Below are 23,270 nucleotides of genomic sequence, written 5' to 3'. Positions count from 1 at the left end.
TTTACGGCAAATAGCGCTTTGATATCTGAATAAATTGAAAAAAAGTATGAACCGCGGACAAATGCTGCGCGCCCGCTCGCAGCGATGGCGATCGAGGTTGTGCTGTACCGGGCTGACGACTATTCTGTGCGTTGATTTTCCATAGCCAGGATAACGCCGTGCCCGCCTCTGAGTTCACTTTTCTGTTCCACGATTATGAAACCTTCGGCAAAAGCCCGTCGCTGGATCGTCCGGCGCAATTTGCAGGCCTGCGCACCGACAAAGCCTTTAACGCCGTGGGCGAACCGCAGGTGTTTTACTGCCAGCTCGCGGACGATTACCTGCCGCAGCCGGAAGCGGTAATGATCACCGGTATCACGCCGCAGGTGGCCAACGCGCGCGGCGTGCCGGAAGTGGAGTTTGCTCAGCGCATTCACGCGCTGTTCAGCGAACCGCAGACCTGTGTGATCGGTTACAACAACGTGCGCTTCGATGACGAAGTGACGCGCAATATCTTCTACCGCAACTTTATCGACCCGTATGGCTGGAGCTGGCAGAACGGCAATTCGCGCTGGGATCTGCTCGACGTGATGCGCGCCTGTTATGCGCTGCGCCCGGAAGGCATCGTCTGGCCGGAGAACGACGACGGTTTCCCGAGCTTTAAGCTGGAGCATCTCACCCAGGCTAACGGCGTGGCACACGAACAGGCGCACGATGCGATGTCCGATGTGTACGCCACGCTGGCGATGGCAAAGCTGGTGCAGGAGAAGCAGCCGAAGCTGTTTGAGTTTCTGTTTACCCATCGCAACAAGCAGAAACTGATGACGCTGATTGATATTCCGCAGATGAAGCCGCTGGTGCACGTTTCCGGCATGTTCGGCGCGGCGCGCGGCAATACCAGCTGGATTGTGCCGCTGGCGTGGCATCCGGATAACAAAAACGCGCTGATCGTGGCCGATCTGGCCGGCGACATGACGCCGCTGCTGACGCTGTCGCCAGATGAGTTGCGCGAGCGGCTGTATACGCGACACAGCGATCTGGGCGATTTGCCGGCGGTGCCGATCAAGCTGGTGCACATCAATAAGTGCCCGGTGCTGGCCCCGGCCAATACATTGCGCCCGGAAGATGCCGAACGACTGGGTATCGATCGTCAGCACTGTCTGGCGAATCTGGCACTGCTGCGCCAGCATGCCGAAGTGCGGGAAAATGTGGTGACGCTGTTTGCCGAAGCGGATCCGTTCACGCCGTCGGAGGATGTCGATGCGCAGCTGTATGACGGCTTCTTCAGCGACGCCGATCGCGCCGGCATGAACATCCTGCGCCAGACGCCGCCGCAGAACCTGCCGGCGCTGGATTTGACCTTTGAGGATAAGCGTATCGCGAAGCTGCTGTTCCGCTATCGCGCCCGCAACTTCCCCGGCACGCTGGATGATAAAGAGCAGCAGCGCTGGCTGCAGCACCGCCGCGAGCAGCTTAATGCGGAGCGGGTACAGGCGTTTTTGCTGGAGCTGGAGTCGCTGGCTAGTTTACATGAGGGCGATGCAGAGAAGATGGCGCAGCTGAAAGCGCTGTATTTGTATGCGCAGGAGTTGGTGTCGTAGCAGGGTTTCGTGCGGGCTGATGCCCTCACCCCGGCCCTCTCCCACAGGGAGAGGGAGAGGTAGAGTGCGTTTTGGTGCAGCTACAGAGCTGATACCTGACTCATGCTCGGGCGGTTCCCTCTCCCACGGGGAGAGGGAGAGGTATAGTGCGTTTTGGTGCAACTCCAGGGCTGATACCTGACACACGCTCGGGCGGTTCCCTCTCCCGCGGGCGGGAGAGGGTTAGGGTGAGGGAAAAGCCTTACACCTCTTCGCTAAACTGCGGTACCGGATTGCGGAACGTGCGGGTCACAAACGCCAGGTAAACAATACCAATCGCCGCCCACACCAGGCCGAGCACCATCGAGGTCTCTTCCAGGTTGATCCACAACGCACCCACCGTTAGCGCACCCATAATGGGCAGCACCAGATAGTTGAGGTGGTCTTTCAGCGTCTTATTACGCTTCTCACGAATCCAGAACTGGGCAATCACCGACAGGTTCACAAAGGTGAACGCCACCAGCGCACCGAAGTTAATCAGCGCCGTTGCGGTGACCAGGTCGAAGTTGATCGCCAGCAGCGCTACCGCACCAACCAGCAGCACGTTCAGCGACGGCGTGCGGAATTTTGGATGCACGAAGCCAAAGAAACGCTGCGGGAACACGCCGTCACGGCCCATCACGTACATCAGACGCGAAACGCCGGCGTGTGCCGCCATGCCGCTGGCCAGCACCGTCACCACCGAGAAAATCAGAATGCCGATCTGCAGCGCTTTACCCGCCACGAACAGCATGATTTCCGGCTGTGAAGAGTCCGGATTCTGGAAACGCGAGATATCCGGGAAGTACAGCTGCAGGAAGTACGAGACGCCAATAAAGATCACCCCACCAATCAGCGCGGTCAGGAAAATCGCGCGTGGAATGGTGCGCTCGGCATCTTTGGTCTCTTCCGACAGCGAGCTGATACCGTCAAAGCCAAGGAACGAGAAGCAGAGAATGGTCGCACCGGTAATCATCGGCACCACCTGCGCATTTTCAGACCAGAACGGCTTCGTACTGGTCAGCGTACCAGCGCCAATACCGTGTGCCACACCATACACCACCATACCGGTGATCACCGCCATCACCACTACCTGCAGCACCACAATGACGCTGTTGAAGTTGGCCACAGTTTTGATCCCACGCAGGTTGGAGATGGTCATAAACGCCACCAGCAGCACCACGAAAATCCACGACGGAATGCCCGGCACCAGCGACTCAAAGTAGCTTTTCGCCAGCAGGATGTTGATCATCGGCATGAACAGATAGTCCAGCAGTGATGACCAGCCCACCATAAAGCCGACGTGCGGACTGATAGCCTTCTGAGCATAGGTGTAAGCGGAGCCCGCAGATGGGAAGCGGCGTACCAGCTTGCCGTAGCTCACGGCAGTAAACAGTATCGCGATCAGCGCGAAAGCATAAGCGGTGGCGACGTGACCGTCGGTGAGGCCTGACACGATGCCGAAGGTATCAAACAGGGTCATTGGCTGCATATACGCCAGGCCCATCATGACGACCGGGATCAGAGTCAGAGATTTTTTCAGATGTGCACGCTGTGGTGCGGCAGAGGTATTAAGCGACATTGTTCAGGCCCCCTACAGCAACAACTGAGTTCAGTTGTACCACAGGGATACTGCGCAACGTGCTGCAGTGAGAAGTGATATTAGTGTTTGCGATTGTCGCCGCGCCATAATCATCACGGAAGCGAGAACCAGCATGCGCTGGTGCAATTGTAAACAGTCCCATCTTTGTTCCTCAAATCTCACGCACAAGCGTGTTTCAGTGTCTATCTATCCGGATGCGTGTCCGGCCTCGTTCATGTAGTGAAAGCACCATGCAAAAAAATAACCGACGTAATAAGCGTCGGTTATGTTTTGTCTTTTGCAGGGCGCGTATTTTGCCCCAACTTAGGCCATCGACACAAGACGTTGGATCAATTCTTCTGTCGGTCAGGCGTTCTTCAGCATCCAGTCAATTTCCGTGGCGGTGATCAGCCGTTCAAACTCGCGCAATTCATACTGTTTGCAGCTGTGCCACACGCCGCTGAAGCGTTCGCCGAGCAGCTTTTGCAGCGGATAGCTGTTTTCAAACTCGTACAGTGCATCGCTCTGGCGAATCGGCAGTTCCAGCCCTTCCGCCTCGTGACCGTTGCCCTTCACCGGATGCGGTAAGGGTAGCTGATTATCCAGACCGTGCAAGATACCGGCAATAATTGCTGACACCACCAGATACGGATTGGCATCGGCGCCCGCCACACGGTACTCGACGCGATGGTTTTCTACATCGCCGCAGGGAATGCGCAGCGCCACCGTGCGGTTGTTGTGCCCCCATGACGCCTGCAGCGGCACAAACGCCTCCGGCAGGAAGCGACGAAACGCATTGACGTTGGGCGCCAGCAGCGCCATTGATGCCGGCATCAGATCGATCATGCCAGCCAGCGCCCGCTTCAGCAGCGGCGAATCGCTGCCATCATCCAGCGCAAAGGCGTTGTGATCGGCCGCATCCAGCATGCTGATGTGTACGTGCATGCCGCTGCCCGCATACTCCTCATACGGCTTGGCCATAAACGTGGCGGTCATGCCGTGATTCTCTGCCACCTGACGCACCAGCCGCTTCAGCAGAATGGCGTCGTCGCAGGCTTTGAGGATATCACGCGTATGGTGCAGGTTGATTTCGAACTGGCCCGGTGAGGCTTCCGCCAGCGCGCCGTCGGCTGGGATATTCTGCAGTTTCGCCAGCGCGTCAATATCGCGCAGTACGTCGGCAAAATGGTCGAGATTATCCAGCGAATAGACCTGACTCTGCATGTTGCGCTCTTCGCTCCCCGGCGCACACGGCGGCTGAATATAGCCTTCGGCATCGCGCTTTTTGTCCACCAGATAGAACTCCAGCTCTACCGCTACCACCGGAAACAGACCGCGATTGCGCAGCTGTTGCCACAGCCGGTTCAGCACGTTTCGGGGTTCAACGTCAAAGGGAGTGCCATCTTGGTCGCACATGGTCAGCAGCAGCTGGGCAATGCGTTGCGGGTCAGAGGCGGAAGGAATTAAGGTCCCGGGGACCGGTATGCAGAGGTTATCAGGTTCGCCGAGCGCCTGTCCGAGGCCGGCTTCCTCGACGGTGTTGCCGAGAATGTCCATGGCGAAAACCGAGGCCGGAAAGTAACACCCTTTTTCCAGCTTAGCTAACGCGGAGACGGGAATGCGTTTACCGCGAAATACCCCGTTGAGATCGTTTAACAGAATATCGACATACTGCGTTTCCGGATGGCGTTCCAGCCAGGTTTTCACCTCCAGCTGGAACGCGCTGGTTCGTTTTTCTTCACTGTGTCGCGTGAAGTCTTCTACTTCCACGAGGTTCGTCATCTTCCCACCCGCCCTATACCGTTTAAGATGGTTTGCACATGCTCAAAATAACAGCCACACCTCTAACATAGCTCTAACGCAAATGGTGTGCAAATGTAACAATTCTGTTTGAAGAACAACCAGACGGTTGCTAGATTGACAATATATTGCACACTTTTTCTACTTAGCGCGCAAAACCGGCGAAAATATTGAACAGCAGCGTGGAGACGTAATGGGCATTATTTTTGACAAGCCTTTGATTGGCGTAGTGATGTGCCAGAACCCCATCGGCAACCACGTTGGGCAGACCGTGCATAACAAATACCTCGACGCCGTGGTGCTGGCCGGTGGCGTGCCGCTGCCTTTACCGCATCAGCTGATGCACGCGCCGCAGCTATTAGAAAACAGTATGACGCTGCTGGACGGCATTTTGCTCACCGGCAGCCCAAGCAATATTGAACCCTGGCATTACGGTGAAGAGGGTCATGAGGCACATGCGGATCCGTCGCGTGACCGCTTGTCCTTTGCGCTTATCACCCACGCCAGCGGGAAAAAGATGCCGATGCTGGGCATCTGCCGCGGTCTGCAGGAGCTGGTGGTCGCCAACGGCGGCGCGCTGCATCGCCAGCTGCATCAGACGCATCTGTTTCAGGAGCACCGCGAAGATGACAGCCAGCCGCTGGAGCAGCAGTACGCGCCGGCGCATCTGGTGCAGCCCGAACCCGATGGCCTGCTGAGCCAGCTGTTGGGCAGCGCTGCCGCGTTCGCGGTCAATTCGCTGCACGGCCAGGGCATCCGCGAGCCTGGCCCGCAGTTACGCATTGAAGCCCGCGCACCGGATGGCCTGATCGAAGCCGTCAGCCTGCGCCAGCATCCGTTTGCGCTGGCGGTGCAATGGCATCCGGAGTGGCAATCCGATCGCGATCCGGTCTCGCGCCGTTTGTTCGAGGCCTTTATCCACGCCGCAGCACGTTATCACAAGGAAAAACAGCCATGAATGATGCCACTCTGGCGCCCGGACGACGCTTATCGCAAATCCGGCAGGAGTTGGGATTGTCTCAGCGTCGCGTCGCTGAGTTGTCAGGTTTAACACACAGCGCCATCAGCACCATTGAGCAGGATAAAGTCAGCCCGGCAGTCAGCACGTTACAAAAGCTACTCAAAGTGTATGGGCTGTCGCTGTCGGAGTTTTTCTCGGAGCCGAAAGTGAATGCCACGCCGCGCATCATCGTACGCCCGGATGATTGCGTAGAGATCGGCAGCCTCGGTGTTTCTTTACAGCTGATTGATAACGGTGCGGCGAAGCGCGCGCTGGCGATGCTGCTGGAGCGCTACGAGCCGGGGGCCAGCACCGGTGAAAAGCTGCGCCATCCGGGGGAAGAGACCGGCACGGTGCTGGAGGGGGAAATCACCCTGGTGGTGAACGGTCAGAGTTATCACCTTAACCGCGGCGAAAGCTACGTGATTGATACCGGTTTGCCGCACAGTTTTACCAATACGTCAGATCAGCCGTGTCGCATTGTCAGCGCGCATACGCCCGCCAATTTCTGAGTTCACGCGCTACAGGAGGTTAAGATGCACCACGTGCAAAGTTATTACGCCGCGACCGCCAACGCGCACGCGCCGTGGCCGCAGCTGCAGGAGAGCATTCAGTGTGACGTCTGCATCATCGGCGGCGGGTTTACCGGGCTCTCTTCCGCGCTGTTTCTCACCGAAGCCGGTTACGATGTTGTGGTGCTGGAAGCGGCCCGCGTCGGCTTTGGCGCCAGCGGCCGCAACGGCGGCCAGGTGGTGAATTCCTACAGTCGCGATGTCGATGTGATTGAGCAGCGCTACGGCAAACAGACTGCGCAGATGCTGGGCAGCATGATGTTCGAAGGAGCGGAGATTATCCGCGACCGCATCGATCGTTACGCCATCGCCTGCGACTATCGTCCCGGCGGCATTTTCGCAGCGCTCAATCAGCGCCAGATGGGGCATCTGCGCAGCCAGCAGGCCAGCTGGGCGCGTTACGGCAACAGCGATCTGGAGCTGCTGGACGAGCGCGGCATCCGCCGTGAAGTCGCCACCGACCGTTACGTCGGCGGCCTGCTGGACCGGCGTGGCGGCCATCTGCACCCGCTCAATCTGGCGTTGGGTGAAGCCGAAGCGATTCGCCGGCACGGCGGCCGTATATATGAGCAGTCGGCGGCGCTGGCAGTGACTTACGGCGCACCCAACCGGGTCAAAACCGCGCAGGGTGAAGTCAGCGCCACCTTTGTGATTTTTGCCGGCAACGCCTATCTGCCATCGCAACTGGAACCGCGACTGGGGCGCAAAAGCATGCCGTGCGGCTCGCAGATCGTCACCACCGAGCCGCTGAGCCGCGATCAGGCGCTGGGGCTGATGCCAAATAACCACTGTGTGGAAGATTGTAACTATCTGCTGGATTACTTTCGCCTGACTGCCGACAACCGTCTGCTGTACGGCGGCGGCGTGGTGTACGGCGCGCGCGAACCGGAAGACATTGAGGCGTTGATCCGGCCCAAGCTACTGCGCACCTTTCCGCAGTTGCGCGACGTGAAGATCAGCCATCGCTGGAGCGGTAACTTCCTGCTCACGCTGTCGCGCATGCCGCAGTTTGGTCAGCTGGAGAAGAATGTGTTCTTCATGCAGGGCGATAGCGGACATGGCGTGACCTGCACGCACCTCTCCGGCAAGCTGATCGCCGAAGTGCTGCGCGGCCATGCAGAGCGGTTTGATGCATTTGCGAAGCTGCCGCACCTGCCGTTTCCCGGCGGAAGACGCTTTAAGGTGCCACTGACGGCGATGGGCGCGGCCTGGTATGCGTTAAGGGATCGGCTGGGGGTTTAGGTGGGTGCGGTTTGCTGCCCTCACCCCGGCCCTCTCCCACGGGGAGAGGGAGAAGGATGGTGCGTTCATCTGCAGTGAGAGGGAGAAGGACGGTGCGTTCATCTGTATGGAGAAGGAGAATGGCCGTGAGATCATCTGTCTGAGGGTGATGCTGCCGTTTGTCAAAGTGACGAAACCAGCGAAATAAACGCTCGGGCGGTTCCCTCTCCCGCGGGCGGGAGAGGGTTAGGGTGAGGGCAACCCCGCACCGCCCCTACTCCAGCGGCATCTTCATCGGGTCATCATAGCTGTACTCAAACCCCAGCTCGTGACAAATCTTCGAACCGTCAATCACCTTGCCACCCGACCGTTCAGACTCGGCAACAAACGTCGGTGGCACCAGGCCTAACTGCTTCGACACGCTCGGGTAAAAGCTGTCGCGTGACGGATGTTTCGGAGCGCACAGGTTGTAAACATGCCCGCCCTTCGGCGTTTGCAGCAGCAGCACAATCGCGTCGACCACATCATCAAGATGCACCAGGTTCACCGCGTGCGCGCCGTTTTCCAGGTTGGTTTTACCGGCGAGGAAACGCCCCGGATGACGGTTCGGACCGACCAGCCCGGCAAGACGCACGATATCCACGCTGGTGCCCGGCAGGTCATGCAGCCAGTTTTCCAGCTCCACCAGCGTTTTGCCTGCCACCGTCTCCGGCTGCAGCGCACTGCTCTCTTTTCTCACGCCGTCGCCGCTGCCGTATACCGAGGTAGAGCTGGTAAAGATGATGCGCGGCACTTTATTCGCCAGCGCGGTATCGACCACGTTCTGCACCGCCTGCATGTAATCTTCGCCGCCCTGCACGGTGCGGCTGGCAGGCAGCGTCACCACCAGCGCATCCACCGCCATCAGTGCGGCCAAATCATCTGCTTCACACTCCAGCTCCGGTGACAGCACCAGCTGAAACGCATCAATGCCACAGCGGCGCGCCGCATCGACGCCATCCGGTGAGGTTTTGCTGCCGGTCACCTGCCAGCCGCGCGCTGACAGCGCCATCGCCAGCGGCATTCCCAGCCATCCCAGACCTACAATCGCCACCTTTTTCATATCGACTCCTGCTCTCCCGCGCTAAGACACCCCATCTTAGTGCCAGCGCGTCAGCCAGACCAGCGCAAACTGTTGCCGAAGGTTGCGAAAACTGACGTTAAAAAAGGGTTGCCAAGCGCCGCCATCTTCGTTAGGTTAATCAGCACGCAAATGAATACTCATTCAGCAACGGAATTTTTTATGACACGCGTTCAGTTCAACCACCATCATCACCATCACCCTGACTAGTCTTTCAGGCGATGTGTGCTGGAAGACGTTTAGGATCTTCCAGTGGTGCGAGCGCAAAGAGAGCCCCCGGAAGATCATCTTCTGGGGGTTTTTTTATGGGCGAACGCAACCCGATACGCTTCAGACAGGATTGAATAAGAGGACAGGAACCATGTTAGATAACACCCGTTTACGCATAGCTATGCAGAAATCTGGCCGTTTGAGTGATGAATCACGCGAACTGCTGGCACGCTGCGGTATTAAAATTAACCTTCAGCAGCAGCGTCTAATTGCGTTTGCGGAGAACATGCCGATCGATATCCTGCGCGTGCGCGATGACGATATCCCTGGCCTGGTGATGGACGGCGTGGTCGACCTCGGTATCGTTGGCGAAAACGTGCTGGAAGAGGAGCTGCTGACGCGCCGCGCACAGGGCGAAGACCCGCGCTACTTTACGCTGCGCCGCCTCGATTTCGGCGGTTGCCGCCTGTCACTGGCAATGCCAGTGGATGCCGAGTACACCGGTCCGCAATGCCTGAATAATGCCCGTATCGCCACCTCTTACCCGCACCTGCTGAAGAAATACCTCGATAAACAAGGCATCGCGTTTAAATCCTGCCTGCTGAACGGCTCCGTTGAAGTGGCACCGCGCGCCGGTCTGGCCGATGCCATTTGCGACCTGGTGTCCACCGGCGCCACGCTGGAAGCCAACGGCCTGCGTGAAGTTGAAGTGATCTACCGCTCCAAAGCGGTGCTGATTCAGCGCGATGGCGAACTGCCAGCGGCGAAACAGCAGCTGGTGGATACGCTGATGACGCGTATCCAGGGCGTGATTAAAGCGCGTGAATCCAAATATATCATGCTGCACGCGCCGAGCGAGCGGCTGGAAGAAGTTATCGCCCTGCTGCCGGGTGCCGAGCGCCCTACCGTGCTGCCGCTGGCCGGTGAAGTGAGCCGCGTGGCGATGCACATGGTGAGCAGCGAAACGCTGTTCTGGGAAACCATGGAAAAACTGAAGGCGCTGGGCGCCAGTTCAATCCTCGTGCTGCCAATTGAAAAAATGCTGGAGTAACCGATGAGCGCAATCATGCAACCTATCGACTGGCAGGCGTGCAGTGCCGAACAGCAGCAGGCGCTGCTGCAGCGTCCGGCAATCTCGGCATCGGCCAGCATCAGCGCCACCGTGCAGGACGTGCTGGTGCAGGTGAAACAGCAGGGTGACGCGGCACTGCGGGCGTTCAGCGCGCGCTTCGACAAAGCCCAGGTGGAGAATCTGCGCGTGTCCGCCGCTGAGATGCAGGCGGCCGGCGAGCGGCTGAGCGACAGCTTAAAGCAGGCGATGGCAGACGCCATGGCGAATATCGAAACCTTCCACAACGCGCAGATTCTGCCGCCGGTGGACGTGGAAACCCAGCCGGGCGTGCGCTGCCAGCAGATCACCCGTCCGGTGAAGTCGGTCGGCCTGTACATTCCCGGCGGCTCGGCGCCGCTGTTCTCCACCGTGCTGATGCTGGCAACGCCAGCGCGCATCGCCGGCTGTGGCCGCGTGGTGCTGTGCTCGCCGCCGCCGATTGCCGATGAAATTCTCTACGCGGCGCAGCTGTGCGGCGTGCAGGAAGTATTTCAGGTCGGCGGCGCGCAGGCGATTGCCGCCCTCGCCTTCGGCACAGAAAGCGTGCCAAAAGTGGACAAGATTTTTGGCCCGGGTAACGCCTGGGTGACCGAAGCGAAACGCCAGGTCAGCCAGCGTCTCGACGGCGCGGCGATCGACATGCCTGCCGGTCCGTCTGAAGTGCTGGTGATTGCCGACGAAGGCGCGACGCCGGCGTTTGTCGCTTCAGATTTGCTGTCGCAGGCCGAACACGGTCCGGATTCCCAGGTGATCCTGCTGACGCCTTCACGGCAGCTGGCCGACGCTGTGGCGCTGGCGGTTGAACAGCAGCTGGCGCAGCTGCCGCGTGCCGCTACGGCCCGTCAGGCGCTGGAGAGCAGCCGCCTGATCGTGGCGCAGGATCTGGCGCAGTGCGTTGAGATTTCCAATCAGTACGGCCCGGAGCACCTGATTATTCAGACGCGCCAGCCGCGCGCGCTGGTTGAGGAGATCACCAGCGCCGGTTCGGTGTTCCTCGGCGACTGGTCGCCGGAATCCGCCGGTGATTATGCCTCCGGTACTAACCACGTGCTGCCGACCTATGGCTACACCGCGACCTGCTCCAGCCTTGGGCTGGCCGATTTCCAGAAACGCATGACGGTACAGGAGCTGACGCCGCAGGGCTTCCTCAACCTCGCCGCCACCATTGAAACCCTCGCCGCCGCGGAACAGCTGGACGCGCACAAAAATGCCGTGACCCTGCGCGTCGCCGCCCTGAAGGAGCAAGCATGAGCAACAACGTTGAAGATTTAGCCCGCGCCAACGTGCGCGCGCTGACGCCCTATCAGTCTGCTCGTCGCCTCGGTGGCAACGGTGACGTATGGCTGAATGCGAACGAATTTCCGCTGCCGGTGCCGTTTGAGCTGTCGCAGCAGACGCTGAACCGCTATCCGGAGTGCCAGCCAAAATTAGTCATTTCGCGCTATGCCGCCTATGCCGGCGTTCAGCCGGAGCAGGTGCTGGTGAGCCGCGGGGCGGATGAAGGGATTGAGCTGCTGATGCGCGCCTTCTGCGAGCCGGGCAAAGACGCCATTCTGTTCTGCCCGCCAACCTACGGCATGTACAGCGTCAGCGCCGAAACCATCGGTATTGAGTACCGCACCGTGCCGGCACTGGATAACTGGCAGCTCAATCTGCCCGCCATCGCGGACCAGCTGGACGGCGTGAAAGTGGTGTACATGTGCAGCCCGAACAACCCGACCGGCAATCTGATTGATCAGGATGACATCCGCCAGCTGCTGGCGATGACCGCCGGCAAAGCGCTGGTGGTGGCCGACGAAGCCTATATTGAGTTCTGCCCGCAAGCAACGCTGGCCGGCTGGCTGCAGGAATTCCCGCACCTGGTGATTCTGCGCACGCTGTCAAAAGCCTTTGCGCTGGCTGGCCTGCGCTGCGGCTTTACGCTGGCCAACAAGCCGGTGATCGATCTGCTGCTGAAGGTGATTGCACCTTACCCGCTGGCGACGCCGGTGGCCGACGTGGCGGCGCAGGCGCTGAGCGAGCAAGGCATCGCGCTGATGCGTCAGCACGCGCAGCAGCTCAACGACAACCGCGCCTGGCTGTGCGAACAGCTGCCGCAGCTGAGCGTAGTGCAGCAGGTTTTCCCGAGTGAGACTAACTATATTCTGGCGCGCTTCACCGACTCGCCAAAAGTGTTTAAAACGCTGTGGGATCAGGGCATTATTCTGCGCGACCAAAACAAAAACCCCGGCCTGGCGGGATGTCTGCGCATCTCCATTGGCACCCGTGAAGAGTGCGAGCGCCTGATCGCCGCGCTGCAAGCCTTATCTGTGGAGCAAGCATGAGTCAGAAGATCCTTTTTATCGACCGCGATGGCACCCTCATCTCTGAGCCGCCGACGGATTTTCAGGTGGACCGTATGGAGAAGCTGGCGTTTGAGAAGAACGCCATCCCGGCCCTGCTGGCGCTGCAGGAGGCGGGTTATCAGCTGGTGATGATCACCAACCAGGACGGCCTGGGCACTGAACGCTTCCCGCAGGCCGATTTTGACGGCCCGCACAACCTGATGATGCAGATCCTGCGCTCACAGGGCGTGAACTTCAGCGACATCCTGATCTGCCCGCATCTGCCAGAAGAGAACTGCGACTGCCGCAAGCCAAAGACCAAAATGGTCGAAGCCTGGCTGGCCGACGGGGCGCTGGATACCGCCAACAGCTATGTGATTGGCGACCGTCTGACCGACATCCAGCTGGCGCAGAACATGGGCATTCAGGGCCTGCGCTACGGTGCGGAAGGCGAAGACTGGGACGCGATTCAGGCGCGCCTGACCAAACGCGATCGTCACGCGCTGGTGAACCGCAACACCAAAGAGACGCAGATCAAAGTGGAAGTGTGGCTGGATCGCGAAGGTGGCAGCAAAATCAACACCGGCGTCGGCTTCTTTGATCACATGCTGGATCAGATCGCCGTGCACGGCGGCTTCCGCATGAACATCGAGGTGAAAGGCGACCTGTATATCGACGATCACCACACGGTAGAAGACACCGGCCTGGCGCTGGGCGAAGCGCTGCTGAAGGCGCTGGGCGACAAGCGCGGCATCGGCCGCTTCGGCTTCGTGCTGCCAATGGATGAGTGCCTGGCGCGCTGTGCGCTGGATATCTCCGGCCGTCCGCACCTCGAATACAAAGCCGAGTTCAGCTACCAGCGCGTTGGCGACCTGAGCACCGAAATGGTCGAGCACTTCTTCCGCTCGCTGTCGTACGCCATGATGAGCACGCTGCACCTGAAAACCAAAGGCCGCAACGATCATCACCGCGTGGAAAGCCTGTTCAAAGCCTTTGGCCGCACGCTGCGTCAGGCGATTCGCGTTGAGGGCAACACCCTGCCGAGCTCGAAAGGAGTGCTGTAATGAACGTGGTGATTCTTGATACCGGCTGCGCCAACCTCTCTTCGGTTAAGTGGGCGATTGAGCGCCTCGGCTACACACCAGCGGTGAGCCGCGATCCGGACGTGGTGCTGCGCGCTGACAAACTGTTTCTGCCCGGCGTCGGTACCGCGCGGGCGGCGATGGGCCAGCTGCAGGAGCGCGAGCTGATCGAGCTGGTGAAAGCCTGCACCCAGCCGGTGCTCGGCATCTGTCTCGGCATGCAGCTGCTCGGACGCGGCAGCGACGAGAACGGCGGCGTCAGCACGCTGGGCATCGTTGACGAGCCGGTATCGCTGATGGATACCCAGGGTTTACCGCTGCCGCACATGGGCTGGAACCAGATCACCGCGCAGGCCGGCAATCATCTGTTCCGCAATATTCCGGACGGCAGCTACTTCTACTTTGTGCACAGCTACGCCATGCCGGTGAATGCCGCCACCATCGCCCAGTGCGACTATGGCCTGCCGTTCACCGCTGCCCTGCAGAAAGATAACTTCTTCGGCGTGCAGTTCCACCCGGAGCGCTCGGGTAAAGCCGGCGCGCAGCTGCTGAAAAACTTCCTGGAGATGTGATGATTATCCCCGCATTAGATTTGATCGACGGCAAAGTGGTGCGCCTGCATCAGGGCGACTACGGTCAGCAGCGCGATTACGGCAACGATCCCCTGCCGCGCCTGCAGGATTATGAACGCCAGGGCGCGGAAGTGTTACATCTGGTGGATTTGACCGGGGCGAAAGATCCGGCAAAGCGCCAGATCCCGCTGCTAACCACGCTTTTACGCGGCGTCAGCGTGCCAGTGCAGGTTGGCGGCGGTATTCGTCATCGTGACGATGTGGCCGCCCTGCTGGCAGCAGGCGCCACGCGCGTGGTGGTTGGCTCCACCGCAGTGAAGCAGCCGGAAGCAGTGAAAAGCTGGTTCAGCGAATTCGGTGCCGACGCCATTGTGCTGGCGCTTGACGTGCGCATTGACGCCAGCAATCGCAAAGAAGTGGCGATCAGCGGCTGGCAGGAAGCGGCAGGCGTGACGCTGGAAGAGGTGATCGGCTGGTATCAGCCGGTGGGCCTCAAACATGTGCTGTGCACCGATATTTCGCGCGACGGCACGCTGAGCGGTTCCAACGTGGCGCTGTATCAGGAAGTGTCCCAGGCGTTTCCGGACATCGCGTTTCAGTCTTCCGGCGGCATCGGTTCACTGGATGATATCGCTGCCCTGCGCGGCAGCGGTGCGCAGGGTGTGATTGTCGGTCGCGCCCTGCTGGAAGATAAATTTACGGTAGCGGAGGCAATTGCATGCTGGCAAAACGGATAATCCCCTGTCTGGACGTGCGTGACGGGCAAGTAGTGAAAGGCGTGCAGTTCCGCAACCACGAAATCATTGGCGACATCGTCCCGCTGGCGCAGCGCTATGCCCAGGAAGGCGCTGACGAACTGGTGTTTTACGATATCACCGCCTCTTCCGACGGCCGCGTGGTAGATAAAAGCTGGGTATCCCGCGTGGCGGAAGTGATCGATATTCCGTTCTGCGTCGCCGGGGGCATCAAAACCCCGGAAGATGCGGCGCGCATTCTGCAGTTTGGCGCAGACAAGATCTCTATCAACTCACCCGCGCTGGCCGATCCGACGCTGATTACCCGGCTTGCGGACCGCTTCGGCGTGCAGTGCATCGTGGTCGGCATCGATACCTGGTTTGATGAAGCCAGCGGCAAGTATCACGTCAATCAGTATACCGGCGACGAAGCGCGCACCCGCGTCACCCAATGGGAAACGCTGGACTGGGTAGAGGAAGTGCAGAAGCTGGGCGCCGGCGAGATCGTACTGAATATGATGAACCAGGACGGCGTGCGTAACGGCTACGACCTGGTGCAGCTGAAGAAGGTGCGTGACGTGTGTAAGGTGCCGCTGATCGCTTCCGGCGGTGCAGGAACCATGGCGCACTTCCTCGAAGCCTTCGAGCAGGCAAACGTCGACGGCGCGCTGGCGGCTTCGGTGTTTCACAAACAAATTATCAATATCGGCGAGTTGAAAAACTTCCTGATCGACAACGGTGTGGAGATTCGCGCGTGTTAACTGCAGAACAACTGGCCAGACTGGACTGGGCCAAAACCGCGGGCATGATGCCCGTCATCGTCCAGCACAACGTCTCCGGCGAAGTGCTGATGCACGGTTACATGAACGAGGACGCGCTGCACAAGACGCTGGCCGACGGCAACGTCACCTTCTTCTCCCGCACCAAAAACCGTTTATGGACCAAAGGCGAAACCTCGGGTCACTTCCTCAAAGTGGTCAGCATCACGCCGGATTGCGATAACGACACGTTGCTGGTGCTGGCCAATCCGATTGGCCCCACCTGCCATCTCGGTACCTCAAGCTGCTTTTCGCCTGCCGCACCGGACTGGACGTTCCTGTATCAGCTGGAGCAGCTGCTGGCCTCGCGTAAAAGCGCCGATCCCGCCAGCTCCTATACGGCGAAGCTGTACGCCAGCGGCACCAAGCGCATCGCACAGAAGGTGGGAGAAGAAGGTGTTGAGACCGCGCTGGCCGCTACCGTCAATGACCGCCACGAACTGACCAACGAAGCCTCCGACCTGCTGTACCATCTGCTGGTGCTGCTGCAGGATCAGGAGCTGGACCTCAGCACCATCATCAACAACCTGCGCGCACGCCATAAGTAACGATTGTGCGCCATGCTGCTCAAAACGGGCTTTCTGGCTCGATTTTGAGCAGCATACTTCGCAAAAGAGTGCGATCAATTGCGCTTCATCAGAATGGAAACCCCCATGACCACGCATGAAAAACTGCTCACCCTGCTCGATCAGCACAACGCCCGTTACCGACTCATGGAGCATGAAGCGACCGGTAAATGTGAAGCCGTGGCCGCGATTCGTGGCACGGAAGTGGGACAAGGCGCCAAAGCGCTGGTGTGTCACGTCAAGGGCAACGGCATCAAACAGCATGTGCTGGCGGTGCTACCGGCCGACCAGCAGGCCGACCTGAGTAAAGTGGCAGCCGCCGTGGGTGGCCGTCGCGCCTCGCTGGCCTCGCCGGCTGAAGTGGATGCGCTGACCGGCTGCGTGTTTGGCGCGATTCCGCCGTTTAGCTTTCATGCGGATTTACAGCTGGTGGTGGACCCGCTGCTGTTCGAGCGCTACGACGAAATTGCCTTTAACGCCGGGCTGCTGGAGAAGTCGGTGATACTGCAGGTTGAGGATTACCGCGCACTGCATAATGGTAACGTGATGAAAATAATACTCTAATTGCCATACACCACGCTGAGCGGTACTCTCGATGACTTATCATCACGACAAAAGAAGACCGCAACTATGGCAAGTTCCCGTTTTACCGCCCGTCTGCGCCAGACGCTGGCACTGGCTGTGCTGGCAGGCTGCGCGTTCGGCGCTCAGGCAAAAATCGATCAGGTGCGTTTCGCCGTTGATCCAACCTATCCCCCTTTTGAATCCAAAACGCCGCAGGGCAAGCTGGTCGGGTTTGACATCGACCTCGGCAATGCGCTGTGCGCGCAGATGCAGGCCAAATGCGTGTGGGTCGAGAGCCAGTTCGACGGCATGATCCCGGCGCTGAAGGCGCGTAAGTTTGACGCCATCCTGTCGGATATGGGTATCACCGAAGAGCGTCTGAAGCAGATCGACTTCACCGTGCCGCTGTATGACACCCACACCCAGCTGATTGCGCGTAAAGGCTCCGGCCTGCTGCCCACCGCGGAATCGCTGAAAGGCAAAACCGTGGGCGTGGAACAGGGCACCGTGCAGGAGCGCTACGCGCTGGCAAAATGGCAGCCGCACGGCGTGAACGTGGTGCCGTATGGCGATCAGGCACAGGTCGAGAGCGACCTGATTTCCGGACGCCTTGACGTGGTTTTCACCGATGCCGCACAGGCCGCAAACGGTTTCCTGAAACATCCGCAGGGCAAAGATTTCGAGCTGGCTGGCCCGATTGTGCAGGATCCGATTATCGGCCCCGGCACCGCCATCGGCCTGCGCAAAGGCGACACCGAATTAAAAACCGCGCTGGATAACGCCTTCGCGGAAATCAAAAAGAACGGTACCTTTGATACCTTGCAGAAGAAGTATTTTGCGACGGATATCTCTATTAAGCCGTGATCGATGGGGCGGCGCATTTGCCGCCCTTTTTCCAGCAGAACTATAATTCCCTTCATCAATTTCATGCGGCGCGGCCACGAGCGTGCCCCAGACACAGGACATCGACAGCGTTATGCAACAACAACATCATCCTTTGTTAAGCGCGACGCTGGGCACCCAGCGGGAAATTGTCAGCTTCCACTTCGGCACCGACTCACAGCAGCGGGTGTATATTCAGGCGGCGCTGCACGGCGATGAACTGCCGGGCATGGCGGTGGCGTGGTATCTCAAGCAGAAGCTGCTGGCGCTGGAGTCGGCGGGCAAGCTAAAAGCCAAAGTCACTTTGGTGCCGGTCGCGAATCCGCTCGCGCTGGGTCAGCACTGGCACGGCACTCATCTCGGACGTTTTCATACTCTTTCTGGTCAGGATTTTAACCGTCGCTTCCCGGCGCTGGGCGATACGCTGGCGGCTGAACTGGCGGGATCGCTGACACAGAGTGAATATGAAAACAAACGACTGATTCGCGACGCCATCGATCGTCACTACCGCGACCGCATCGCCAAAACCGAACTGGAGGCCCAGCGCTTTACCCTGATGCGCATGGCCAGCCAGGCAGACCTGATGATTGACCTGCACTGCGACTGGGATGCCTTGCCGCATCTTTACACCACACCGCACGCCTGGCCGGAGATTGAGCCGCTGGCGCGCTGGCTTGGCAGTGAAGTGCAGCTACTGGCGCAGATCTCCGGTGGAGAGCCCTTTGATGAGGCCTGCTGCGAACCCTGGCTGACGCTGGCCGAGCGTTTTGGCAAAGACTACCCAATGCCGCGCGGCCTGCTGCCGGTGACGCTGGAACTGCGCGGCGTAGCCGATGTGTCGCAGGAACAGGCGGAGAAAGATGCGGATGCGATTATCAATGCGCTGATTGAAGGGGGATATATTGCCGGAGAAACCGGAGACTCCCCTGCCCTGATCCACGCGCCAACGCAACTGGCGGGCTGTGAGTACATCCACGCGCCTCACTCCGGACTGCTGCTGAACCGCAGAAAATTAGGCGAGTGGGTTAAAGCGGGCGAAGTGGTGGCGGAGATTGTCGACCCGATCAATGACTACGTAACACCGCTGGTGGCTGAGTTTGGCGGCGTGCTGTATGCACGAAACCTGACCAAGTTTGTCACGGCCGGGATGCTGGTGGTGAGGCTGGCGGGGGAAAATGCGGGACGCAGAGGGGATTTGCTGGTATAGGAAAAAAACGGCCTATTTAAAGGCCGTTAAAGATTAATGTTTTATAGATACTTCCTGTAAAGAAAGTCCTAACATTCTGTTATCCGTACCAAGACCTAACTCAGCTGGAGATTTAGCGTCCTTTACAAACAACTCTATCTTTTGGACCTTCTGAGAATGATCGATTGGAATTAAAACAATCGAAGCATCATTGGTTTTGGATGTAACTTCCTCTGTAACAATCTGATTATTTTGTGAAGTTTTAAACTCTATATCAACCGAATTTCTTACGTTTGATAATAAAACATTATATTTAAGCACATAAAAATTCGATGAGTCATTTGGCACTGGAAGTTGTAAAACTGCCTTATCTTTTGACCAAACATGACCCGGTTCTCTATAATACCATCCATCATCAAGTACAAAGTCAAGATTGAAATCTGTATCATTTATAACAAAAGGATAATGGATGTTTTCGGAGTTAAGATATTCGGTATATTTCTTTTCATCTAAACTAATAACAGCATAGTAATCTCTTTCTTTAACATTGAAGAATGGAATCTCATCTAATTTATAAATTAAAGACGAATAATTCTTTTTTATAACAGCGGGACACTTGAAATCCAGATCATTTTTAAGTGAAATCCGCTTTTCTGATGATAAAGGCAGTAGTGTATCCTCAGGGCATTCCCAATAATGGGCAGACCATAACATGTTAACAAAAGGAATTATGATATAATCAACGTCTTTATTTAATAACAACTGAGTTATATAAGGAATTTGAGCGTCAGAAACTGCTCCTTGTAGATTGAGCATAACCGGCGGCCAATGCAATTTAGCCACATCTAAATTCTTATCACCACCAATATTAAAGGTTTTGAAATTAGAATAAGGCGCTAAATAATTAGCAAAGAAATCATTATTCCATGGAATGAATGCCACTCGAGACGAACGATCGATATCAATTTTAAGATTGTCGACCATTTTCTTGTTAATATCCGCTACGGATAAAAAATTAGCTCTTCCATAGTTCCAGGCCTTAGATAAATGAGGAAGAAATAGAGCGACCAGTAGAATTGAAAATATATATTGCCTCTTTTTACTTACTCTTACCAACATACTTAAAGTTAGGACCCAAAAGCAAAAGGATGCTAAAGCGATCCACCTATATGAGGCTCGCATAACATTGAAGCCAGGAAGGTATTGCGATATAAAAGAATTACCAGTTGGAGCTAATGCATACTTCTCAGGCATTAGCATAGTATTAGCCATATCAGATGGCGCGATGTAATTATCAGGTTTAAATGAGAAAAGCTTTATCGATGGTCCTAGTGCCATATAAACAGAAAAAACACCCAAAATAAAAACACAATAAAACCAGATACTTTTTCTCTTGTTTTGATACCATCCAATTACACCTAACAATAAAAATGGCAAAATAAAGCTCGTATTCCATACTGAGGCATCACCAAAAAATTGTGATGCTGTTCGATGTTTCGATAAAGCTAATAGATCATAAAACCAAAACACACCTTGAGTAGGAATAAATAAAAAGCTTAAATCTAACCCCCAACCTCTAAAAAAATCTAAAGACTCTGGCTGATATGAACTTTTCCCTATGAAACAGGAATAAAGAAGGTAAGCACAGCAAAAAGCCACTAAATATCCAATTAATTTCTTGAGAAAGAATGATTTTTTATTGGCTGATTGAAGGAATGAGAATAAAGCTATTGCAGATGCTGCTACCGCAAACATGATAAAAGTATAGCCATCCATAAAAACGGATATAATTACAGAACTTAGAAAGGCTAAAAACTTTAATGAAAGCTGACTGAAATCATATTCAGATGCCTGAAAGAAAACATAGGTTATCCAACAATAAAATGGAATGAGAGCTATTCCAAGCATCAACATCGAATAGCCTGAGTGGCGTCCGATAACTGGTGTGATAAGCCAAAGTAATGAAAAAATAGATGCAATATTTTGGCTTGCATGAAATAACCTACTGATTTTATAGCATCCTAAGAATGCCAAGCCAATATATAAAGCAAAAACTAAGCTATAAGCAGCCTCGGGCAAAATGCCGAACTTAATTAACCAACTTAATGGTAAAACAGCGGATAATCCAAATGCGATAGCGGCAGGGTGTGGGAACCCTATATCATAAGCATATAAATTGAAAAAACCTTCGTTAGATAGAGATTTCGCATAACCCATAGCCCACAGCGCCTGTCCCATTGTAGGCAGTGATAAAAAAGGTATAACATTGTTGATTATTAATGCCAATAATAAGCATATTGTACAGAAAACAAAATTCCCAGAAGAGAATTTAACATCACCAACCATCATCTTAGTTGATTCTCCGAATATAAAAAGAAATAGTATAAAAAAACACATCACCTAACACAGTGACTATCCTGGAGATCAATACTGTTAAAATTATAATATCCTTATCGTATAATCCGCCCAATAAGTAAATAAGCACAACCTCTCTAATCCCCATTCCTGCCGGAGCTCCAGGGGTGACCAATCCTATTAACCAGGCTGTAACAAAGGCTGCAGGCACGAAAAAGAGGAAATGCATTTTACTAAAATCAAGAAAACCCTGTTCACTTACAATGCAAATAAGGAAATAAAAGATAAATCCTGACAAGGTTAGAAATATAACTTGCTGTATAAAAGCTTTACCTAACAACTCATTAAAAAAAACAGATAAAAAGTAATAGAAAACGACTGTTGTTACTAAAAAAACAGGCAAAGATAATACTGTCGCTATTTCAGGAAGATTAAAATAAGCGGGGGCTGCAATTATCAGAAAAACTGCTCCACTTATTGCTAACAAACCAAGCTCCCAAACAGTGGACTTAGCAAGGGCTACTCCTGATACGCCATCTTTCAAACCTAATGCCTGACGGCCTGCCAAATGAAATATATTGCCGGGTATATATTTTCCAATTTGGGCTAGACCATAAGTTGAAATTGCCCACTTAAGCTTTTTCTCAGAACCAGACATTGCCAAAATGTTTTTCCAGGCGCATCCTAACAATAGACTACCAAGTCCATAAAGAACAACCAGTATCAACACAATGAAAACATGCTTCAAATTAAAAAACGACAAGCTTTCACTTGTAAGATAGCTATTCAAACGCAATGCTACAAAGATAATGCTCAGTATTGCAATAAGGCCACCAATAAAATTCAACGCTTTTGCGTAATTTTTTTTATTAGCACTTACACTTGTGCTATTGTTTACAGGTATTTTACCGTTCATCTCATCCACACCCTAATAAAATACCGAATCACTCTTTTTCATCATGTAATATCTTATTTGTCTTAACACGAATATCTTCTAATAATTTCCGGTTGGCGGATAACAAATCAGCCAAAAATGAGACTAATATCGTTTGGAATCCCATCATGATTAAAATGGCGGAAAGAATCAGCGACTGAACATGCCCTTCACCATCACGGAAAAAGTAAAAATATAAATATCTTATACTAATCAAAACCCCGACTGACATCAATAAAGAACCAATTGTTAAAAAGAATCTGAATGGTCTATAGATGACAAATATTCTTATAATAGTAAATATACTTCTTTGAATATATGAGGGAATACTTTTTACTAGCCTTGATGGGCGAAGGTCATCATTAACGTCAACAGGTACAGAGCAGATTGAAATATCTTTTTGTCCCGCCTGAATTATGGTTTCTAATGTGTAAGTATATTCGCTAAAAACGATCAATTTCTGTGCAGCGCTTCGGCTTATTGCTCGAAACCCACTAGGTGCGTCAGGAATATTTGTTTTACTTGCTCCCCTTACAACCCAACTACCCAATTTTTGCAGAAACTTTTTTGCAGGTGAAAAATGTTCAATGGTTGCTATTGGTCTGGCACCGATAACCATTTCAGCTTTTTTTTCAAGAATTGGAGTTACTAAATCAGGAATATTATCAGCATTGTATTGATTATCTGCATCAGTGTTAATTATTACATCAGCACCTAATTTTAGACAGTTATCTATACCCGTCATAAAAGCTACTGCTAATCCTTTATTACCCATATGTTGAACAATATGATCAACACCGCATTCCTTAGCGACTTCAACAGTATTGTCCGTACTGCCATCATCAATTATAAGCCATTCGACTTTATCAAACCCCTTGACATGACGGGGTAACGCTGCCAAAGCAATTGCTAAAGTTCCAGCCTCATTGAAACATGGCATTTGAATAATAAGTTTCACTTTTTAAATCCCGAGATAATTTAATTGAATAATAAAAGAAAACAAAAAATCCCAGCAAGCTGGGATTTTTTACTAAAGATA

Annotated in this window: 22 protein-coding genes and 1 other annotated feature; of the genes, 16 read left to right on the top strand and 6 right to left on the bottom strand. The window is 54.8% G+C overall.

What is annotated here, in order from left to right; translation table 11 throughout:
- Window positions 1-158: 158 nt before the first annotated feature.
- Window positions 159-1,580 carry an exodeoxyribonuclease I gene (gene sbcB / locus C1Y43_RS22095; RefSeq protein ID WP_104189708.1) on the top strand — a complete coding sequence of 474 codons (1,422 nt, stop codon included), beginning with the start codon at window positions 159-161 and terminating at the stop codon, window positions 1,578-1,580.
- 241 nt (window positions 1,581-1,821) lie between these two features.
- On the opposite strand, the gene C1Y43_RS22090 is transcribed toward sbcB, so the two are convergent.
- Both C1Y43_RS22090 and C1Y43_RS22085 read right to left on the bottom strand, forming a co-directional pair.
- Entirely contained in the window at window positions 1,822-3,180 is a 1,359-nt protein-coding gene (locus tag C1Y43_RS22090; protein ID WP_058757322.1) for an APC family permease, read from the bottom strand.
- Between the two features lie 366 nt (window positions 3,181-3,546).
- A complete protein-coding gene (locus tag C1Y43_RS22085) occupies window positions 3,547-4,962 on the bottom strand; it encodes a glutamine synthetase family protein (protein ID WP_021509364.1) in 1,416 nt (471 codons plus the stop codon).
- A gap of 211 nt (window positions 4,963-5,173) precedes the next feature.
- On the opposite strand from C1Y43_RS22085, the gene puuD reads away from it, so the two are divergent.
- From puuD to C1Y43_RS22070, 3 genes are read left to right on the top strand one after another with little or no spacing between them, the layout of a single operon-like run.
- Complete coding sequence (gene puuD / locus C1Y43_RS22080; protein WP_021509363.1) at window positions 5,174-5,938, top strand: gamma-glutamyl-gamma-aminobutyrate hydrolase; 765 nt, start codon at window positions 5,174-5,176, stop codon at window positions 5,936-5,938.
- Window positions 5,935-6,492: an HTH-type transcriptional regulator PuuR gene (puuR, locus tag C1Y43_RS22075; protein ID WP_031280073.1), complete on the top strand. Its 558-nt coding sequence runs from the start codon at window positions 5,935-5,937 to the stop codon at window positions 6,490-6,492. The genes puuD and puuR overlap by 4 nt, the downstream gene beginning before the upstream one ends.
- Window positions 6,493-6,516: 24 nt before the next feature.
- The gene (locus C1Y43_RS22070; RefSeq protein ID WP_081049440.1) at window positions 6,517-7,794 is read left to right on the top strand and encodes an FAD-binding oxidoreductase; all 1,278 of its coding nucleotides are present in this window, start codon (window positions 6,517-6,519) and stop codon (window positions 7,792-7,794) included.
- Window positions 7,795-8,047: 253 nt separating this feature from the next.
- Here C1Y43_RS22070 and C1Y43_RS22060 read toward each other — a convergent pair whose 3' ends face one another.
- Entirely contained in the window at window positions 8,048-8,875 is an 828-nt protein-coding gene (locus C1Y43_RS22060) for an SDR family oxidoreductase (protein WP_058771094.1), read from the bottom strand.
- Window positions 8,876-9,055: 180 nt separating this feature from the next.
- On the opposite strand from C1Y43_RS22060, the gene hisL reads away from it, so the two are divergent.
- From hisL to C1Y43_RS22000, 12 genes are all read left to right on the top strand, one after another.
- Window positions 9,056-9,103 (top strand): his operon leader peptide, encoded by a 48-nt coding sequence (hisL, locus tag C1Y43_RS23740; RefSeq protein WP_100396937.1) that lies wholly within the window; start codon window positions 9,056-9,058, stop codon window positions 9,101-9,103.
- Window positions 9,079-9,200, top strand: a sequence feature (His leader region). Its footprint overlaps the gene before it by 25 nt.
- 54 nt (window positions 9,201-9,254) lie before the next feature.
- On the top strand, window positions 9,255-10,154 hold the full coding sequence (gene hisG, locus C1Y43_RS22050) for an ATP phosphoribosyltransferase (protein WP_031280070.1): 900 nt from the start codon (window positions 9,255-9,257) through the stop codon (window positions 10,152-10,154).
- Between the two features lie 3 nt (window positions 10,155-10,157).
- Window positions 10,158-11,465, top strand: coding sequence for a histidinol dehydrogenase (hisD, locus tag C1Y43_RS22045; RefSeq protein ID WP_104189706.1), 1,308 nt, complete (start codon window positions 10,158-10,160; stop codon window positions 11,463-11,465).
- Complete coding sequence (gene hisC / locus C1Y43_RS22040; RefSeq protein WP_058757314.1) at window positions 11,462-12,538, top strand: histidinol-phosphate transaminase; 1,077 nt, start codon at window positions 11,462-11,464, stop codon at window positions 12,536-12,538. Before hisD ends, hisC begins: the two co-directional genes overlap by 4 nt.
- Window positions 12,535-13,602 (top strand): bifunctional histidinol-phosphatase/imidazoleglycerol-phosphate dehydratase HisB, encoded by a 1,068-nt coding sequence (gene hisB, locus C1Y43_RS22035; RefSeq protein ID WP_021509354.1) that lies wholly within the window; start codon window positions 12,535-12,537, stop codon window positions 13,600-13,602. The genes hisC and hisB overlap by 4 nt, the downstream gene beginning before the upstream one ends.
- Window positions 13,602-14,192: an imidazole glycerol phosphate synthase subunit HisH gene (hisH, locus tag C1Y43_RS22030; protein WP_104189704.1), complete on the top strand. Its 591-nt coding sequence runs from the start codon at window positions 13,602-13,604 to the stop codon at window positions 14,190-14,192. Before hisB ends, hisH begins: the two co-directional genes overlap by 1 nt.
- A complete protein-coding gene (gene hisA, locus C1Y43_RS22025; protein ID WP_104189702.1) occupies window positions 14,192-14,929 on the top strand; it encodes a 1-(5-phosphoribosyl)-5-[(5-phosphoribosylamino)methylideneamino]imidazole-4-carboxamide isomerase in 738 nt (245 codons plus the stop codon). The genes hisH and hisA overlap by 1 nt, the downstream gene beginning before the upstream one ends.
- Complete coding sequence (hisF, locus tag C1Y43_RS22020) at window positions 14,911-15,687, top strand: imidazole glycerol phosphate synthase subunit HisF (RefSeq protein ID WP_021509351.1); 777 nt, start codon at window positions 14,911-14,913, stop codon at window positions 15,685-15,687. The genes hisA and hisF overlap by 19 nt, the downstream gene beginning before the upstream one ends.
- Window positions 15,681-16,292, top strand: a complete 612-nt coding sequence (gene hisIE, locus C1Y43_RS22015) for a bifunctional phosphoribosyl-AMP cyclohydrolase/phosphoribosyl-ATP diphosphatase HisIE (RefSeq protein ID WP_021509350.1) — start codon at window positions 15,681-15,683, stop codon at window positions 16,290-16,292. Before hisF ends, hisIE begins: the two co-directional genes overlap by 7 nt.
- Window positions 16,293-16,397: 105 nt before the next feature.
- Window positions 16,398-16,874: a YbaK/prolyl-tRNA synthetase associated domain-containing protein gene (locus tag C1Y43_RS22010; RefSeq protein WP_104189700.1), complete on the top strand. Its 477-nt coding sequence runs from the start codon at window positions 16,398-16,400 to the stop codon at window positions 16,872-16,874.
- Window positions 16,875-16,940: 66 nt separating this feature from the next.
- Entirely contained in the window at window positions 16,941-17,738 is a 798-nt protein-coding gene (locus tag C1Y43_RS22005; RefSeq protein ID WP_058782016.1) for an ABC transporter substrate-binding protein, read from the top strand.
- Window positions 17,739-17,850: 112 nt separating this feature from the next.
- Entirely contained in the window at window positions 17,851-18,963 is a 1,113-nt protein-coding gene (locus tag C1Y43_RS22000) for a succinylglutamate desuccinylase/aspartoacylase family protein (RefSeq protein ID WP_104189698.1), read from the top strand.
- A gap of 33 nt (window positions 18,964-18,996) precedes the next feature.
- Here C1Y43_RS22000 and C1Y43_RS23735 read toward each other — a convergent pair whose 3' ends face one another.
- The 3 genes from C1Y43_RS23735 to C1Y43_RS21990 are packed head-to-tail and all read right to left on the bottom strand — an operon-like array spanning window position 18,997 to window position 23,189.
- Window positions 18,997-21,291 (bottom strand): hypothetical protein, encoded by a 2,295-nt coding sequence (locus C1Y43_RS23735; protein WP_146068684.1) that lies wholly within the window; start codon window positions 21,289-21,291, stop codon window positions 18,997-18,999.
- A gap of 1 nt (window position 21,292) precedes the next feature.
- Window positions 21,293-22,213, bottom strand: a complete 921-nt coding sequence (locus C1Y43_RS21995) for a hypothetical protein (protein ID WP_146068683.1) — start codon at window positions 22,211-22,213, stop codon at window positions 21,293-21,295.
- A 28-nt stretch (window positions 22,214-22,241) separates the two neighbouring features.
- The gene (locus C1Y43_RS21990; RefSeq protein ID WP_104189694.1) at window positions 22,242-23,189 is read right to left on the bottom strand and encodes a glycosyltransferase family 2 protein; all 948 of its coding nucleotides are present in this window, start codon (window positions 23,187-23,189) and stop codon (window positions 22,242-22,244) included.
- Window positions 23,190-23,270: the final 81 nt, after the last annotated feature.

The organism is Pantoea sp. ICBG 828, from assembly GCF_002928355.1.
GTDB classification, from domain to species: Bacteria; Pseudomonadota; Gammaproteobacteria; order Enterobacterales; family Enterobacteriaceae; genus Pantoea; species Pantoea dispersa.
Note: the sequence above shows the minus strand (reverse complement) of the source record. Positions and strands in the feature narration are given on the sequence as shown.